This window comes from Paenibacillus ihbetae (genome assembly GCF_002741055.1).
Classification (GTDB): domain Bacteria; phylum Bacillota; class Bacilli; order Paenibacillales; family Paenibacillaceae; genus Paenibacillus_AQ; species Paenibacillus_AQ ihbetae.
Map to the genome: position 1 here is coordinate 4,784,887 of NZ_CP016809.1, position 15,945 is coordinate 4,800,831.

Genomic DNA, 15,945 nt, shown 5'->3' on the forward strand with positions numbered 1-15,945 from the left:
TATAGCTGCAGGCTTACACTCGGCAATCCTGGCTATCGCGATTGACTCAAGGCTCACCCCCTTTCTTTGTATCGGGATTCTTTCTGAAAAAAAGAGCACCGGTTCAGGTGCTTCATGCATGTGCGAAATTTGGAGTTTAGCTGTACGCCATGCGCCAATCTCCAGTGCGCGCGGTGCGCAGTCATGGAGCACGGTTGGACGGCAGCCTTCCATCTAGCCGGCTTTCAAAATTCACTTAAGTCGAGCTGCGTACGATCAAGCGGGTAGGCAGAATCACTTTCTTCGGCAGCAGCCGATTTCCGTTGATGCGGTCGATCAGATTATCAACGGCGACCATGCCGATTTCCTTGGTGGGCACGTCGATCGTCGATAGCGGAGGATTGGAGTACTTGGATACCTCAATGTTGGACAGGCCGATAACGGCCACTTCATTCGGAACGGAAATACCGTTGTTGTACAACCCGTTAAGGGCGGCCATCGCCATCAAATCGCTTCCGGCGAAGAAGGCGGTAGGATATTTGCCGGTTTGGCATAAATGATTGATTTGCTCGATACAAACCGCCTCATCCCATAAGCAATCAATCACCCAATCCGGATTCACCGACAATCCCGCCGCATGCATGCTGGCGTAATATCCTCGATAGCGGCGGCTGTCCTTCAAATTTCCCGTCAATCCGCTTCCCCCGATATATCCAATCCGGGTATGGCCTTTCTCGATGAGATGGTTCACCGCCACCGAAGCCACATTGTAATGATCGTAGCCCACGTTATCGATATCCCCGCGTTCCGTATCAATCCCTACGATGTAAGGGACCTGCTTGCGAATATACTCGTAGGTTTCGCTGTTCAACGACTCCATCAGGATCAGGCCGGTAATCGGTTCGCTGAACGTATTGAATAGGATTTTGCGATCATCCAGCTCGATGCCGGTCCGAATAAAAGAGATGCTATACCCTGCACTGAGAAGCCGCTCTTCTACGCCGGATAAGATCGACATGAAGTACGGATCGTTGTACTTATCTTTCGTCACGCTTAAGACGCATCCGATTTTGATATGTGACTTGCTGTCGGTCTGATCCTTGACTGCGACTTTGCGCTTGGGGCTGGAACTGATTTTATAGTTGAGCTGCGTAACGGCCTGCCATACCCGTTCCTTGGTCTCTTCCGTGATTTTATATTTCGTATCATTGTTTAAAACTCTGGACACGGTGGCAGTGGATACATTCGCTAGCTTCGCAACATCCCGAATCGTACTCATCGTTAAAACCATTCTCCTTTTTGTTACAAATGATCACCATTTATGAGTTTATAGGAATGTTACCTTTCAAACAATGATTCATAAGAACTTTGTGTTATGTTTCGTTGTTTGTTTCGTTGTTTGTTACGTATTTATTTGCGTGACTACATTTTATATGAGTCTTGCTTTGAAATCAATGATAACATGATTCTGTCGCGACATGTTACGTAAAAATGATAAAAAATCAAAAATTCTATTGCAAGATGAAGTTAGGATGATATAACATGAAATCACTAAACAAGAAATGTTGTTTACGTAAAAATAACGTAACAAAAAAATGAAACATCGTAAGGCGTTCATTATTCCAATGGGGGTAAACCGTGAAATGGCGATTCTGATGAATTTTAAAGAGTGTGCTGCATTCTGCAGCTTCGATGTTCTGCCTGAGGGTCTGGAAGCAAAGTTCAACATGTATACACCGAACAACAATTCCGAGCTTATCCCGCGAACATACCTCTCCGAGCTCTTCGAGTCCTATCAAGTACCTAATCATCTCCGACAGCGGCTTGTAGAAGGCATCGAGGAGATCGAGCAAAACGACGTATTGTTTCACTTCACCAAATTTTTGGTGGAGGACATGTGTTCCGCGCGCGAGCGGTGCGACGAGACACCTTACTCGAATATGACGCCGGGTTGCATGAGACACCATGGAGATCTCTATTCCTTCCTACTGCTGCTCGCCTGTGTCGTTCCGTCCATGAACAAGCTGCGGCGGCGTTCAGTGCCCCAAGCGTACTACGAGCACATCCCGCATCAGCCGCTGAAGCATCAATTGGAAAAATTGGCGCTCTACGGCGATCCTAAGGTTCATGATTTTCCATGGGTGATGAATTTCTACACCTGCTCCATCTTTCTGTTAGACCGGTTCTATTTCATCCCCTACCGATTCGGGGACCCGTTCACGATGTTTCGGCAGGTGGGTACGCGAGAGGTGATAGCGCTTCGGCATGCAGGGGAAGAGTTTCGCAGCGACGGACAACGAAACGGCATCAACGATGTGATTGACGTGGAAGGGAGCTTCACTTCGGAGTGGCATGAGAACGATACCTTCATCATTGCCAACCGGATCAATCCGATGGGATTCGTGGAACGAGAAACGACGCCGATCCTGAAGCAGGAGTGGGAGCGGGTCCTGGAAGTGGGGGATACGCTTCTCGCCTTGCATATACCGTCGGGTCCAGGCTATACGCCGGAGCGGGTTAAGCAATCCATGGCCATGGCGCTTGAATTTTACGACCGATTTTTCCCCGAGCTGTCAATCAAGGGTTTCTGGAGCTCGAGCTGGCTTTACGATACCCGGTTATCGCTTATTTTGGACAGTGAAAAAAGCAATATCGTCCGCGTTCAACGGCAGTTTTACAATTATCCGACATTGGAGGGGGACGGCATGCTGCGCTATGAAGTCTTTGGCGATTGGAAGGCGGACCCGGTCGGCAGCCCCGTCGAGCTGACGACTTCTCTGCAGCGGGCCGCGGCCGGATATATGAAGGCAGGGGCAAGGTTCAACACGCTGAGCATGGTGGTGCTTAGGGAGGATGTTCCGCGGATCGGCAGCATGCCATATATAACGGATGCAGACCGGAAGCGGTTCCTGCAAACCGTGGACAGCCACTTGCCGAAACGTTCCGGTCGTATCCCGCAGGAAGAATAAAATGAGGCAGGCGCGATTGCAGAGAACGAGTTTAGACAAAATACGAATCGCTGGAGGTAATGGAGTTGAAACTGGCATTAATCGGAGCAGGACAACGAGGCATGATCTATGCAAGGCATGCTCATCAAAGTGACGAGATCGCCGCGGTGGTCGAGCCGGACTTCGCGAGAAGAAAGGCGGCTGCGGACGAGTTCCGGATTCCGCCGGAGCGGCAATTTGCATCCATTGAAGAATTTTATCGATTAGGGAGCATTTGCGACGCCGTCATCATCTCTTCCATGGACCGGGATCATTATGCCCAAACGATGGCTGCGCTTGAGCTTGGCTATGATATTTTGCTCGAAAAGCCCATTTCGCCAAGTCCCGAAGAATGCATGAGAATTCAGGAAAAAGCCGGCGAAAAGGGCCGGAAAGTGATTGTATGCCATGTGCTGAGATACACGAATTTTTTTATGGAGATTAAGAAAATCATCGATAGCGGGGAACTCGGCAAGGTCGTCACCATTCAGCATAACGAGAATATCGGCAATTTCCATATGGCCCATTCCTTTGTCAGGGGCAATTGGAGGAGAAGCGATCTGGCCAGCCCGATCATTATGCAGAAATCCTGCCACGATATGGATGTTTTATCCTGGCTCGTGGACAGCGGCGCAAAGCGGATCTCTTCTTACGGGGATCTCGCTTATTTTAAAGAGGAGAATGCACCGGAAGGCAGCGCTGATCGATGCTTGGACTGCAAGGTTGCCGCGGATTGCCGCTTCGATGCAAGAAAAGCCTATCTGCCCGTTCGAGGGCAATGGCCGGCTACGGTCGTTTCGGCTGATCAATCGGAAGAGGGGCTGCTTAAGGAGCTCGAAACAAGCCCTTACGGACGCTGCGTGTATCGGATGGATAATGATGTGTGCGATCATCAGGTAACCCTGATCGAGTTCAAGAACGGGGTAACGGCGACCTTTAACTTAAGCGGATTTACCAATAAAATGTACCGCACCATCAAAATCATGTGCGAGCACGGTGAAATTCGGGGCGATGATACCTTGAATGTCATCGAGGTCACTCGATTTAACTCCAATATGGCCGAAGCCCAGCAGCAAACCGTCATTCGGCCGGCTGCCGTAAGCGGTGGGCACAACGGCGGTGATACGGGGCTGATGATCGATTTTCTGGAGAATTTGAAAAACCCTGATTTCAGCAGCAGATCCTCCATCGAAATGTCGGTAGAGAGCCACATCATGGCCTATGCTGCGGAAGAGGCGAGAATGACCGGTGCCGTAATCGATATGGATGAGCTTAAGGCGAAGCTGCGGCAAAGCATTACAGCCTAATCGTTCGAAATGCAAAGTTAAAGGTGGTGAGGGGATGGGCTCCGTCGTTAAGGGGTTTCTCCATGAAATCAAGAAAAATCGAATTCTGTATCTCATGTGCGTGCCAGCGCTTATCGTGCTGATCATGTTCTCGTACATCCCTTTTGCGGGCGTATGGATGGCTTTTACCGATTTTAATGTGGTGGACGGGATCTTCGGCAGCAAGTTCGTGGGGCTGGACAACTTCAAATTCTTTTTCTCGGAGAACAGCATGGGGTGGAAGGTGATCTACAACACGCTGTATATCAACTTCTTCGGTCTTATATTGGGGATCGTCGTCCCGGTGAGCATAGCCGTCCTGCTTCAGGAAATCCGGCATAAGGCTTACAAAAAAATCGCCCAAAGCATGATGTTCTTTCCCTACTTCTTATCTTGGGTCGTCGTGGGTGCGATTCTGTACGGCATCTTTTCCACGGATGTGGGCGTTGCCAACAACATTTTGGAGTTCTTTGGAGCCGAGCCGATCAGGTGGTACTCGGAGCCGAAGTATTGGAAATGGATTATCATTCTGTCGAGCGTCTGGAAATGGAGCGGGTACAATTCCATTATCTATTTGGCGGCGATGTCCAATTTCGACGGGAGCTTGTACGAAGCGGCTAAAGTCGATGGAGCCAGCAAATTGCAGCGGATTTTTTACTTGACCGTTCCTATGTTGAAACCGACGATCATCGTCTTAACCCTGCTCAGCGTGGGAAGGATCTTCTATGGCGACTTCGGGATGATTTACGGCATCGTTGGCAACAACCCGGTCCTGGCCGATGAGGTAACGGTCATCGATACCTATGTATATCAGTCCATGCGGACGCTGGGCTTCTCTTACGCGACGGCCATCGGATTGTTTCAGTCCCTGATGGGGTTAATCCTGATTACGGCTGCCAATCAATCGGCTAAGAAAATAAATGACGGAGAGGGTCTGTTTTAATGATTGGAAAGAATCGATTGCTCGGCGATAAGCTGGTCATCGCCTTTGCCTACGGTTTCGTCGGCTTATTCGCACTCGTTTGTCTGTATCCTCTTGTTTTAACCTTAAGCGTATCCTTTTCTTCAGAGCAGGCCGTCGCAAGAAACGGCTATTCCATCCTCCCCATGAGCCCTACCTGGGATACCTACAAATACATCTTCGTTAACAGCGGCATGAAAATACTGAAATCCTACGGCGTGACGATCTTCATCACGGTTGCGGGAACGACGGGCGCCCTGCTCCTTACGAGCCTGATTGCATTTTCCCTGTCCGTCAAAAAGCTCAAATACCGCAATGTGCTGGCCTTTATCAGCAATTTTACGATTATTTTCTCAGCAGGCTTAATCCCGTGGTACATGGTGAGCGTTAATTACTACGGATTAAAGGACAGCATTCTGGCCCTCATTCTGCCTTCCATCTTCAGCGTCTGGAATATGTTTCTTATGCGCACGTATTTTGCGAGCATCTCGACATCGCTTTATGAGGCTGCGGAGATGGACGGCGCCAATTATTTTACGATCTATATGAGAATAGCCCTCCCGTTAAGCAAGACCGCACTGCTTACGGTCGGTTTAATGTATGCGCTTCAATATTGGAATGATTGGTGGCATGCGCTCATCTTCATTCAGGATCAGGATTTATTTCCGCTGCAATATTACCTTTACAACATTCTGTCTAACGTCAACGCGGTCAGCTCAGGGCGCATTCCGTCCGGTGCATCAGGCAGCATTACGCTGCCTGCGGAGACCGTGAAAATGGCCGTTACGGTCATTACGATCGGGCCGATCATTTTCCTGTATCCCTTCGTTCAGAAATACTTCGTGCACGGGATTATGGCCGGTGCAGTCAAGGAATAGACGGCACCTGCGCGGTTACTGCCGATTCAGGCTTTACATAGATGAATTTTGTTTATTTGGGGAGGGTCTTAAATGATGGCAAGGAAAATGCTGATCTTGTTGGCCTTATTGATCGCATCCGTATCGGTTTTAGCAGGATGCGGCGGCGGGAAAGAGGGGGAGGCCGCGCTCGAAACCGTGACGATTCTGTACCCAGGCGAGCGAAGCGATCGGATGGATGAATTTCTTCAGAAGGAATTTGCCGACAAAATGGCGTCCGAGCTCGGCTTGAAGGTGGAAGTCGTATTCGTGCCTTGGGCCCAGTATTGGGAGCAGAAAGATATCATGCTGGCGGCCAATGAACCCATCGATTTATATTGGGACGGCCTTCCGGATCTGTCGACTATCGTAAACAAGAAGCAAGCCATGGCGCTGGATGATTTGATTCAGCAGCACGGTAAGGATATGTTAAAGGTGCTGCCGAAGGAGCAGCTTCAAGGAGCAACGATTGACGGAAAGGTCTATGGCATTCCATCGGCATACGCGCCGTCCTCCGCGATGTATCAGCTGGTCGCTGTTCGTCAGGATATCCTTGAAGCCGTAGGAATGACGGAGGTGAAGACCCCGGACGATTTGAAAGAATTCGCAGCAAAGGCGAAAGAGAAGTTTCCTGAAATGAAAGGGCCGGCGGATATTATATTCAAGCCGTTAACCCGCTACTTTGCCGATGAACAATATAACTGGATCGCGGTCGAGGATTTGGTGGTATTCGGGGAAGACAGTAAGAAAGCGTACAGCTATTATGAAACCGAGGCGTTCCAAGAGGTTGCCAAGTTTAACCGCAGCATGTATGACGGCGGGTTATATACGGAGGATCTGACAATTAAATACAACGAAAGAGATTCCCGCATGCAGACAGGATTGTACTTATGGGTAGAAGGCTCCTTGGGCAAAGAAATGGAAATTATCGATGCCGTCAAGGCGAATGCTCCGGAAGCCGAAATTAAAACTTATCTGTTAGCCGAAGAGAAACCGCGATATGTTACGGCGGCGGGCGGGGAAGTTCTAGGTATGCCGGTAAACGCTCCAAATCCGGAAGGCGCCATGAAATTTATCAACTGGATTTACAAGTCGCAGGACAATTATTTGTTCGCCTTGTATGGCGTCGAAGGCAGGGATTACGAAATCGTGGACGGACGAATCAAAAAGCTGACCGCTAGCGAATTTTTCTATGAGTGGATGTTCAGAAACCAAAATTATCAATTGTTCGGGCCGGAAGTGGCCCAGGCGTCCATTGATCAATATAAAAGCTGGGACGACGATGCCGTCCGATCCGCCTCATTAGGGTTCCGGTTCAATAATGAAAACGTCAAGCTCATCGAGACAGCCCTGAAGGAAGTAGCAGGCAAGGATATGGCCGCGATCCGTTCCGGTTTCGTGGATTTCGAAACGGAATATCCAAAGGCGATCGAGAAGCTGAAAGCGGCGGGCATTGATGAATATGTAGCTGAAGTTCAGCGTCAGCTGGACGATTTCTTGGCGAACCAAAAATAAAGAACATGGAAACGACTCAAGGGATGTTTAAATCCGGCTTGAGTCGTTTTTTTCATCATGCGTATCCGGCAGTTCCGGGGATAGTTAAGGGTGCTTACCGGCCCTGCAAAACATCGAGAATCGTATCGACGACGAGCTCCGGCTGATCATGAATGACCATGTGGCCGCTTTGTTCGGCGACGATCAATCGGCTGTCGGTCGAAATATCCAGCATCTTTCGCTGCCCGGCCTGCCATATCTCCTCAAGCTTCCGACCGCCGGCTTCCGAAATGCCCGCTTGGGCATAATCCTGAGGGAGCCCCCGGGCGATCACCCGCACCGGCAACGAACCCAAATGCTGCCCCCGAATGGCATCTTCAGTCGTATGAGCCAGCTCCGCCTCCTCTTCCTTCGCTTCGAAGTAGCTCGGCTGTGCAATGACATTGATAAATGGTCCGCGATCTTCCTCGGCTACGAGACCTTTCAGCAAATCGTCCTGGAACAGGCGCAGAATGCCGGACTGCTTGAGCAGCTTGAGCGTGGAGGCCGGCGGGTTGCCGGCAAAATTCTCCGCTTCCAGTATCGCTTGGGTATCCCTGGCGTCATCCTCGGGTCTCGCATCGATCAGCACCAGGCCCATCACCTCATCCGAGTAGGTCTCGGCGAACAGCCGGGCATACATCCCGCCCAAAGAATGACCGACCATAAGGTAGGGACCCTCGATATTTTCCTGCTTCAAAGCGCGATACAGCTCGCTGACGATTTGATCTCCGGTGCGTTCGCGGCTTGCCTTCTCGCTCCAGGCATAACCTGCGCGGTCGTAGGTGACGACCGTTGCATACGGGGCAAGCTTGTCCGGAATGTCGCGCCAGGACAGGCTCGTTTCGCCGCTTCCGGCTTCGAATACAATCGTCGGGGAGCCGCTGCCTGCTTTCACCACATGCAGAGCATAACCGCCGACATCGACCATTTTGCCCGGAGGCGGGTAATCCTTCGCGGCTTGTTTGGCAGCGATGGACTCATACACGAAGCCGGCGGCGAGCGCCATAACGACAACAGCAAAGATGCTCCCGAACCCGTATGCAAGCTTTCTCCATATTGAAGCGCTCTTCTTCTTTTTGTCCTTTCCCATGGATGGTTCCTCTCCCGATTTTATTTAGTACGATGTACCAAAAAGGATTTTAACACGTTGTATTAAAAAAGAAAAGGGCGTATAATAGAGCCATGCCAAAAATCGTGAATCATGACACCCAAAGACGCTTGGTCGCAGAGGCTGCATTAAACGTGATCCGGCGCTCGGGCCTGGAGCAGGCAACCGTACGCCGCATCGCGGAAGAGGCGGGATTGTCCGTCGGTTCCATGCGCCATTATTTCTCGACGCAGGTTGAGCTGTTTGCCTTTTGCATGAATATGTTCGTCGAGCGGGTCGAGCACAGATTGGAGACATTCGAGCTTCACGGGCCTTTAATGGAGGACTTGAAGCGGCTGCTGCTGCAATTTCTGCCCGTCGATGAAGAGAGAACGCTGGAAATGGAGGTGTGGTTTGCGTTTCATTCGAAGGCGCTGGTCTATCCCGAACTAAGGAAATTAAGCTCGGAAATTCAAGACGGGATCCATAAGGTCTCCCGTTTCGTGGTGGACGAGATCGTCAGGAACCAGCTGGCAAGCCCCGACTTGAATATCGATCTGGAGACGGAAAAATTGTTCGCGCTGATCGACGGGCTCGCCATGCATCGCATGATGCAGCCGGATCGGCTGCCTGTGGAAAGGCTTGAGGCTCTGGTAACCTCCCACCTGGAGTCGCTCTGCGCTCAACAAGGCAAAGGAATATAACCTATCGACAGGAGGAATGAAGATGGCGAAGCATGAAAAACGGACGGACGGAAAGCACGCACAGCTTGCTCCTAATCCGATCGTCCCCGGCTGGTATGCGGATCCCGAAGCGAGAATATTTGAAGGGCGGTACTGGATCTATCCGACATACTCGGCTCCTTATGACGAGCAGACGTTTTTCGATGCGTTCTATTCCGAGGATCTGGCTAAGTGGACGAAGGTGCAGCGCATTTTGGACATCGACCGGATTCCTTGGGCGAAGCGGGCATTATGGGCGCCGTCGCCGATCGAACGGAACGGACGGTATTATTTGTACTTTTGCGCCAATGACATTCAGAGTGATGACGAGTACGGGGGAATCGGCGTCGCCGTCGCCGACAAGCCGGAAGGGCCTTTCCGCGACGCGATCGGCAAGCCGCTGATCGACCGGTTCCATCATGGCGCTCAGCCCATCGATCCGCATGTATTCATCGACGATGACGGCACCGCGTATTTGTATTACGGCGGGTGGGGACGCTGCAACGTCGTCAAGCTGAACGAGGACATGATCAGCCTGGACCGGTTCGAGGACGGCCGCACTTACATCGAGATTACGCCGGACCAATACGTGGAAGGACCGTGCATGATCAAGCGGAAGGGGCTTTATTATTTCATGTGGGCGGAAGGCGGATGGGGAGGACCGGATTATTCCGTGGCCTATGCCTGCGCATCTTCTCCTCTCGGCCCGTTCGAACGGGTCGGGAAAATCCTGCAGCAGGATCCGGACGTGGCGACGGGAGCCGGCCATCACGGCTTCATCCAGGCGGGGGAAGAGGAGTGGTACATCGTCTACCATCGCCGGCCGCTGACGGAGACGGATCGGAATTATCGCGTCCTGTGCTTGGACATCATGGAGTTGTCGGAGGATGGACGGATTTTGCCTGTGAAAATGACGTAAAGAAGCGCCTGCCGATTTAACGGCAGGCGCTTCTTTACGGTAAGTCCTGTTGCTAAAAGCGGTGAATGCCGAAGGGCTGGATATGCGCCCGAGAGCGGATGCGCTGCCCTTTAGAACGTGACCGGCAGTGAAGCCAAGCTCTGCGAGGAGAGCGTAAAGTGCCAGGCGATATCCGCCCTTGGGATGGCGAGCTTCAGATTCGGCATGCGCTTGACCAACGTGCCGAACGCTACATCTCCTTCCACGCGGGCAAGCGGCGCCCCCAAGCACATGTGAATCCCATGCCCGAATGCGAGATGGCGTTTGATCCGACGCGCAACATCGAGTTCTTCCGGATCGGTAAACCTGCTCTCGTCCCGATTGGCCGATTTCAACACGGGGATCACGATATCCCCTTTCTTAATCCGCTGTCCGCCAAGCTCAACGTCTTCGGTGGCGTAGCGCGGTCCCGAGGCCGTAGCAGGTCCGTTGAAGCGAAGCAGCTCCTCGACGGCTGACGGCACGAGACCGGGATCGGCTTGGAGTTTCTCCCATTGCCGTGGATGGTCCAAGAGCATCAAGGTCCCTGTCGCGATCAGGTTGGATGTGGTCTCGTGGCCGGCAAAGATCAATAAGGTTATCATCGAGATCAGTTCATCCTCGTTCAGGCGGTCCCCTTCCTCTTCGATGGCGATCAGCTGGCTGATCAAATCCTCGGCCGGGCGCTTTCGTTTATCCGCTACAAGCCGTGCGGTATATTCGCCGAAGGCGCTCATATGGGCTACGACCGCCGGATCCTGCCTCTCATAGCCAAGGCCGCGTGCGAGCGCCTCAGACCAGACGCGGATTTGCTCCCGGTCTTCCAACGGTACGCCCAGCATTTCAGAAATGACATTGATCGGCAACGGATAGGCATAATCCTTGACGATGTCCATCCGCCCTTGAGCTTGTACCTGGTCGAGGAGCTCGTCGGCAATTTCTTGAACGCGGGGGCGCAAGCTTTCCATGTATCTGGGCGTGAAAGCTTTGGAAACCAGGCCGCGCAGCCGCTTGTGATCTGGCTCGTCGACGAATAACATGGATTTGCCGGTAAAAAAGGTCGCGGGAGCGGATGCTTCCGCCGTTTCGGCGAGCGTTCTCCGAATGTCTTGATGACCGTCGAGCGAGCTGGGATCCACGGTGAAGCGAGCGTGATCCTTCAACACCTGGATGGCTTCCTCCATCTGAGTAACGATCCACGTTCCCCCGGAACCGCCTAGCGGATTCGGTATCGGAATCACGGCACCGCTAGCGCGAAGGTGAGCGAATAACGGGAACGGGTCAGTAATGTTCTCCCCGCCAAAAAAGCTGAATCCGGCTTGATCTGATACGCTTTGTTTCGATCTGTCCATGGTAACCATCCTCTCACAGGTCGATTTTGTCTCCCCACTCTAAATGGCAAGCAGACTCCAATATCCGCAATGTCTTGCATTCCTGCCAATAAACAACCATTTCCTCCTTACTTGAGCCACGTTAAGAATAGTAGATATTTCTGATGAACAGCTTCCGGACAACCATAACCTCCCTCCTAATGAATGATCCAAATAATGAACAATTGTTCAATATAATTATAGATTAGTGATCAGAGCGCGGTCAAATTCAGGCGTCCGTCTGGCGGTCGTTGAACCGGCAGCTCAGAGTGACAGGGTCACGGTTTTGAGGAATTCTATCTCGTACGTGAGTACGTGACTGCCACAAATGCAAGCACGAATGTTTGGCCGGTCCTACTCGAATCATGTTTGCGTTTACAAGATTGCCCCGATAATTCGGATGTTTTCTAAAGTTCACAGGATATTATGCCGTCCGAAAGCGGCCTATAATAGCCCTATAAGCGGTTGCTTGTAACTCAAGCGGCGATTCCGAAGAGAAAAAATAAAGCGGATTCACAACATTCGTCTCCCGATCGAGACCGGGCAGAAAGGAATCAAGACGCTTCAAAAGCAATGGAACGCAAGCGAAATTAGGGTTACCAAGTTTTAGGGATTTACATGAGGAGGCCTACAGATGAAGATTGAAAGACATCCGGAAAATCCGATCGTGGTGCCGGGAGGATACGAATGGCGGAAAGTTACCGTATTTAATCCTGCCGTCATTATCGAGGACGGGAAGTTTTACATGATCGAGCGGACAGCCGGTTCGCTTACGCCGTGCAAAAACTTCCTCGGATTGCTGGAAAGCGAAGACGGCGTGCATTTCACGCACGTGAAAGACGAGCCGATCGTGACGCCGGACCAACTCGGGTTCCCGTACGGCAGCGTGCAGGATCCGCGCATTGTCAAGATTGACGACACTTTTTATATGAACTACGCGCTGCGCCCTTGCGCCATGAGCTATTATCCGACCGGACGGGGCGTCCCGGAGCGTTCGATTCCGGAATATCCGGACGGTTGGGGCGAACAGGAAGGCCACTGGCTGACCCGTTCCTCGATCCTCACCTCCAAAAACCTGATCGATTGGGAGTTTTTGACCGACACGACGCCGCTGGACATCAATGACCGGGACAACATCCTGTTCCCTGAAAAAATCAACGGCAAATACGTGCTGCTTCGTCGGCCAGAAGAATACGTGGGGGATCAATACGGCACGGACAAAGCGGCGATGTGGATCACGTATTCCGATGATCTGATTCATTGGGAGGAGCCAAGACTGTTGGCCAAAGGGGAGAATCCGGCCTGGGAATCGCGAAAGATCGGCGGATCGACGCCGCCGGTTAAGACGGACCGCGGATGGCTCGTCTTGTATCACGGCGTGGACGACGAGGTGGTATATCGCGTAGGGGCGATGCTGCTCGACCTCGACAATCCGGAAAAAGTCATCGCCCGGACCCGGAATTTCATCATGGAGCCGGAGACGTATTACGAGAAATTCGGGTACCAGATTCCGAACGTTATTTTCCCGACCGGCAATGTGGTGAAGGACGGTCTGTTATACATTTACTATGGTGTGACCGATACGGCGATTGCACTGGCGACCGTGCCGCTGGACGAGCTGGTCGATTATATATTGAACGAACCGCAAAGCTGATCAGGAGATGACCGCGAATACCGCGGTTCATCATGATAGCAATTTGAAACCGCATACAGTCATTTTTTACAGGAAAGATAACCCGTTGTGATCGTAAATACACCATTTAATTTTATTATCTCAGAGACTTTTATTATGACGAAAAGAGGGCTGGTTATGAACAAAACAATCAAAGGCAAAAGAATGCTGCTGCTTGGACTGGTCGCGATGATTACACTCTTCACTGCCGCCTGCGGCAAGGACAACGCTGGAAGCAGCGCCAGCGGGGCCGAAGGAGAGCAAATCACGCTAAATATGATGCATCCATGGACTTCGCCTAACGTGGACAACGAAGTGTACAAGGCCCGGATTGCCGAATTCGAGAAGCAGCATCCGAACATCGTGATCAAGCAAGACGGCGTGCCGGCCGCCCAATACAAGACCAAGCTGCGTACGCTTGCGGCAGGGAACAATCTTCCGGATATTAACGTGGTCTGGCCGGGAGCGGACCTCGATCCGCTGGTGGCGGGGAATTTGCTGCAGCCGATCAACGGTCTGATGGACAACTGGTCCTCAATCCTGCCGGAATCGGCGCTGGCCGGGTTCAATGTGGACGGGCAGCAGTACGCAGTGCCAACGAAGCAAAACTTTGTGGATATCATCTATTACAACAAGGACATGTTCGCACAAGTCGGCTATGATCAGTTCCCCGATACGTACGATAAATTCATCGATGCCGTTAAAAAGCTGAAAGAGGCGGGCATTACGCCGATTTCACTCGGGAACAAGGAACAATGGCCGCTTCAATCGTCCTATATTTCGATCATCGGCGACCGTTTTACGGGCAGTGATTTCTTAACGAACGTCCTGGAGAAGAAGGCCAAGTTTACCGATCCGGAGTTCGTGAAGGCGTTGTCGGTCATCGACGAATTGACCAAGCTGGATGCGTTCAATACCGACGCCAACAACATGGACTCGGTGCAGGCGCAGGATTATTTCATCCAAGGCAAAGCTGCTATGCATATTTCGTCCGCCACGGTTGACGGCCGGGTTCGCATCAACAACGAGGAAGGCGACAAGTTCGGCATTGCCCTGTTCCCAAGCGTGGAAGGCGGCAAAGGCGATCCGTCCAAGAGCGCAGGCGTCGTTCAGTACGGTATTGCGATCAAGAGCGGGCTGGACGAGAAGAAACGGGAAGCCGCTGAGGAGTTTCTTAAGTTTTTCGTCAGCGAGGATTTGTACAAAGAACTGATCAGCAGCGGCGTCGTCGTCCCGGCGAAGGTAGAGGTGCCGGAGGATGCGAGCCCATATCTGAAAGAAATGCTGGAATTGACAGGCAATGGCACTGCCCCGGTATTCGACAGCGTTATTCCGACTCAAGTGGTTGATGTGCTTCAGAACGGGCTGCAGGCGCTGACCGTCGGCCACGGGATGCCGGAAGAGGTTGCGAAGGAAATGCAGGAAACGTTTGACGACATGAATCAATAGCAGTAACTGTAACGTACCATTCAATCATTCACCTTGTTGCCCAAATCCGAAACGATGTGGAAAACCCGAGCTTCAACGGGTTTTCTTCCTTCTTCGGGGGTTGGGCAGGGGTGCAACAAAGGAGGAACCCTGATGCAAACGCTAAGAGGAACCAAACTCGCCATATTCCTCGGTTTGTTTCCGGCGCTGATCATCTATCTGGGCATTGCCATCGTTCCGATCGGGTTGTCCTTGTATTATTCCCTGATGAACTGGAACGGGATCGGCTCGATGACTTTCGCCGGGCTTGATAATTACGTAAAAATTTTAGGCGACGACACGTTTTGGCTTTCGGTGAAAAACAACGTCATCATCATGGTGACCGGCCTGATCGGACAAATTCCGCTCGGCCTGCTGCTTGCCCTGCTGCTTAACCGAGGCATGAAAGGGTCCGGTTTGTTCCGAACCATCGGATTCATGCCGGTCGTCATTTCCTCGGTCATGGTCTCCCTCATCTGGGGCATGGTGTACAACACCGAATACGGCATGCTGAACAACCTGCTCGGCATGATCGGGCTGGACGGCTGGAAGCAGAATTGGCTGGGAGATTCGACATGGTCGATGCTGTCGATCAGCATCGCCTATATTTGGCAGAACTGCGGCCTTTATATGGTGATCTTCCTGGCTGCACTGCAGAACATTCCGGATGAAGTCAACGAGGCTGCGGAGCTGGACGGGGCCACCGGCCTGAAGCGAACGCTGCGGATTACGATTCCGATGATCCGGGGAACGATTATGGTCGGCGTGGTATACAGCATCAGCAACTCGTTCCGCGTCTTCGACCTCATTCAGATCCTGACGGGCGGCGGCCCGGCGCACCAGACGGAAGTCATGACCATTTACATGTACAACAGCGCGTTCATCAACATGCGTTACGGTTACGGCAGTGCGGTATCCATCCTGGTTCTGCTGTTCAGCCTGATCGTCATTACGCTCATCAATCGGATCGGACGCGAGAAGGACGCTTAACGAAAGGAGGAAACGC

General features: G+C 51.9%; 13 protein-coding genes. 10 read left to right on the top strand and 3 right to left on the bottom strand.

Annotation, left to right across the window (positions count from 1 at the left end; genetic code table 11):
• Positions 1–235: 235 nt before the first annotated feature.
• Entirely contained in the window at positions 236–1,258 is a 1,023-nt protein-coding gene (locus BBD41_RS21510) for a LacI family DNA-binding transcriptional regulator (protein WP_007127466.1), read from the bottom strand.
• A gap of 346 nt (positions 1,259–1,604) precedes the next feature.
• On the opposite strand from BBD41_RS21510, the gene BBD41_RS21515 reads away from it, so the two are divergent.
• The 5 genes from BBD41_RS21515 to BBD41_RS21535 all read left to right on the top strand — a co-directional run bounded on the left by BBD41_RS21515 (position 1,605) and on the right by BBD41_RS21535 (position 7,663).
• Positions 1,605–2,948 (top strand): acyltransferase domain-containing protein, encoded by a 1,344-nt coding sequence (locus BBD41_RS21515; protein ID WP_237086856.1) that lies wholly within the window; start codon positions 1,605–1,607, stop codon positions 2,946–2,948.
• A gap of 59 nt (positions 2,949–3,007) precedes the next feature.
• Entirely contained in the window at positions 3,008–4,273 is a 1,266-nt protein-coding gene (locus BBD41_RS21520) for a Gfo/Idh/MocA family protein (RefSeq protein WP_223260527.1), read from the top strand.
• A 34-nt stretch (positions 4,274–4,307) separates the two neighbouring features.
• Complete coding sequence (locus BBD41_RS21525) at positions 4,308–5,234, top strand: ABC transporter permease (RefSeq protein WP_077567696.1); 927 nt, start codon at positions 4,308–4,310, stop codon at positions 5,232–5,234.
• On the top strand, positions 5,234–6,130 hold the full coding sequence (locus tag BBD41_RS21530; RefSeq protein ID WP_077567695.1) for a carbohydrate ABC transporter permease: 897 nt from the start codon (positions 5,234–5,236) through the stop codon (positions 6,128–6,130). The genes BBD41_RS21525 and BBD41_RS21530 overlap by 1 nt, the downstream gene beginning before the upstream one ends.
• A 72-nt stretch (positions 6,131–6,202) precedes the next feature.
• Positions 6,203–7,663, top strand: coding sequence for an ABC transporter substrate-binding protein (locus BBD41_RS21535; protein WP_099478680.1), 1,461 nt, complete (start codon positions 6,203–6,205; stop codon positions 7,661–7,663).
• Positions 7,664–7,757: 94 nt separating this feature from the next.
• Here the strand turns inward: BBD41_RS21535 and BBD41_RS21540 are convergent, their stop codons facing one another.
• Complete coding sequence (locus BBD41_RS21540; RefSeq protein WP_099478681.1) at positions 7,758–8,774, bottom strand: alpha/beta fold hydrolase; 1,017 nt, start codon at positions 8,772–8,774, stop codon at positions 7,758–7,760.
• A 92-nt stretch (positions 8,775–8,866) separates the two neighbouring features.
• Here BBD41_RS21540 and BBD41_RS21545 point away from each other — a divergent pair, with 92 nt between their 5' ends.
• Both BBD41_RS21545 and BBD41_RS21550 read left to right on the top strand, forming a co-directional pair.
• Entirely contained in the window at positions 8,867–9,475 is a 609-nt protein-coding gene (locus BBD41_RS21545) for a TetR/AcrR family transcriptional regulator (RefSeq protein WP_077567692.1), read from the top strand.
• Positions 9,476–9,497: 22 nt separating this feature from the next.
• Entirely contained in the window at positions 9,498–10,412 is a 915-nt protein-coding gene (locus BBD41_RS21550; RefSeq protein WP_099478682.1) for a glycoside hydrolase family 43 protein, read from the top strand.
• Positions 10,413–10,522: 110 nt separating this feature from the next.
• Here BBD41_RS21550 and BBD41_RS21555 read toward each other — a convergent pair whose 3' ends face one another.
• Entirely contained in the window at positions 10,523–11,782 is a 1,260-nt protein-coding gene (locus BBD41_RS21555; protein ID WP_099478683.1) for a cytochrome P450 family protein, read from the bottom strand.
• Positions 11,783–12,434: 652 nt separating this feature from the next.
• Here BBD41_RS21555 and BBD41_RS21560 point away from each other — a divergent pair.
• The 3 genes from BBD41_RS21560 (at position 12,435) to BBD41_RS21570 (ending at position 15,929) form a co-directional block, all read left to right on the top strand.
• A complete protein-coding gene (locus tag BBD41_RS21560; RefSeq protein WP_007127476.1) occupies positions 12,435–13,454 on the top strand; it encodes a glycoside hydrolase family 130 protein in 1,020 nt (339 codons plus the stop codon).
• A 156-nt stretch (positions 13,455–13,610) separates the two neighbouring features.
• Positions 13,611–14,921: an extracellular solute-binding protein gene (locus tag BBD41_RS21565; RefSeq protein ID WP_077567689.1), complete on the top strand. Its 1,311-nt coding sequence runs from the start codon at positions 13,611–13,613 to the stop codon at positions 14,919–14,921.
• A gap of 132 nt (positions 14,922–15,053) precedes the next feature.
• The gene (locus BBD41_RS21570; RefSeq protein ID WP_077567688.1) at positions 15,054–15,929 is read left to right on the top strand and encodes a carbohydrate ABC transporter permease; all 876 of its coding nucleotides are present in this window, start codon (positions 15,054–15,056) and stop codon (positions 15,927–15,929) included.
• Positions 15,930–15,945 lie beyond the last annotated feature (16 nt).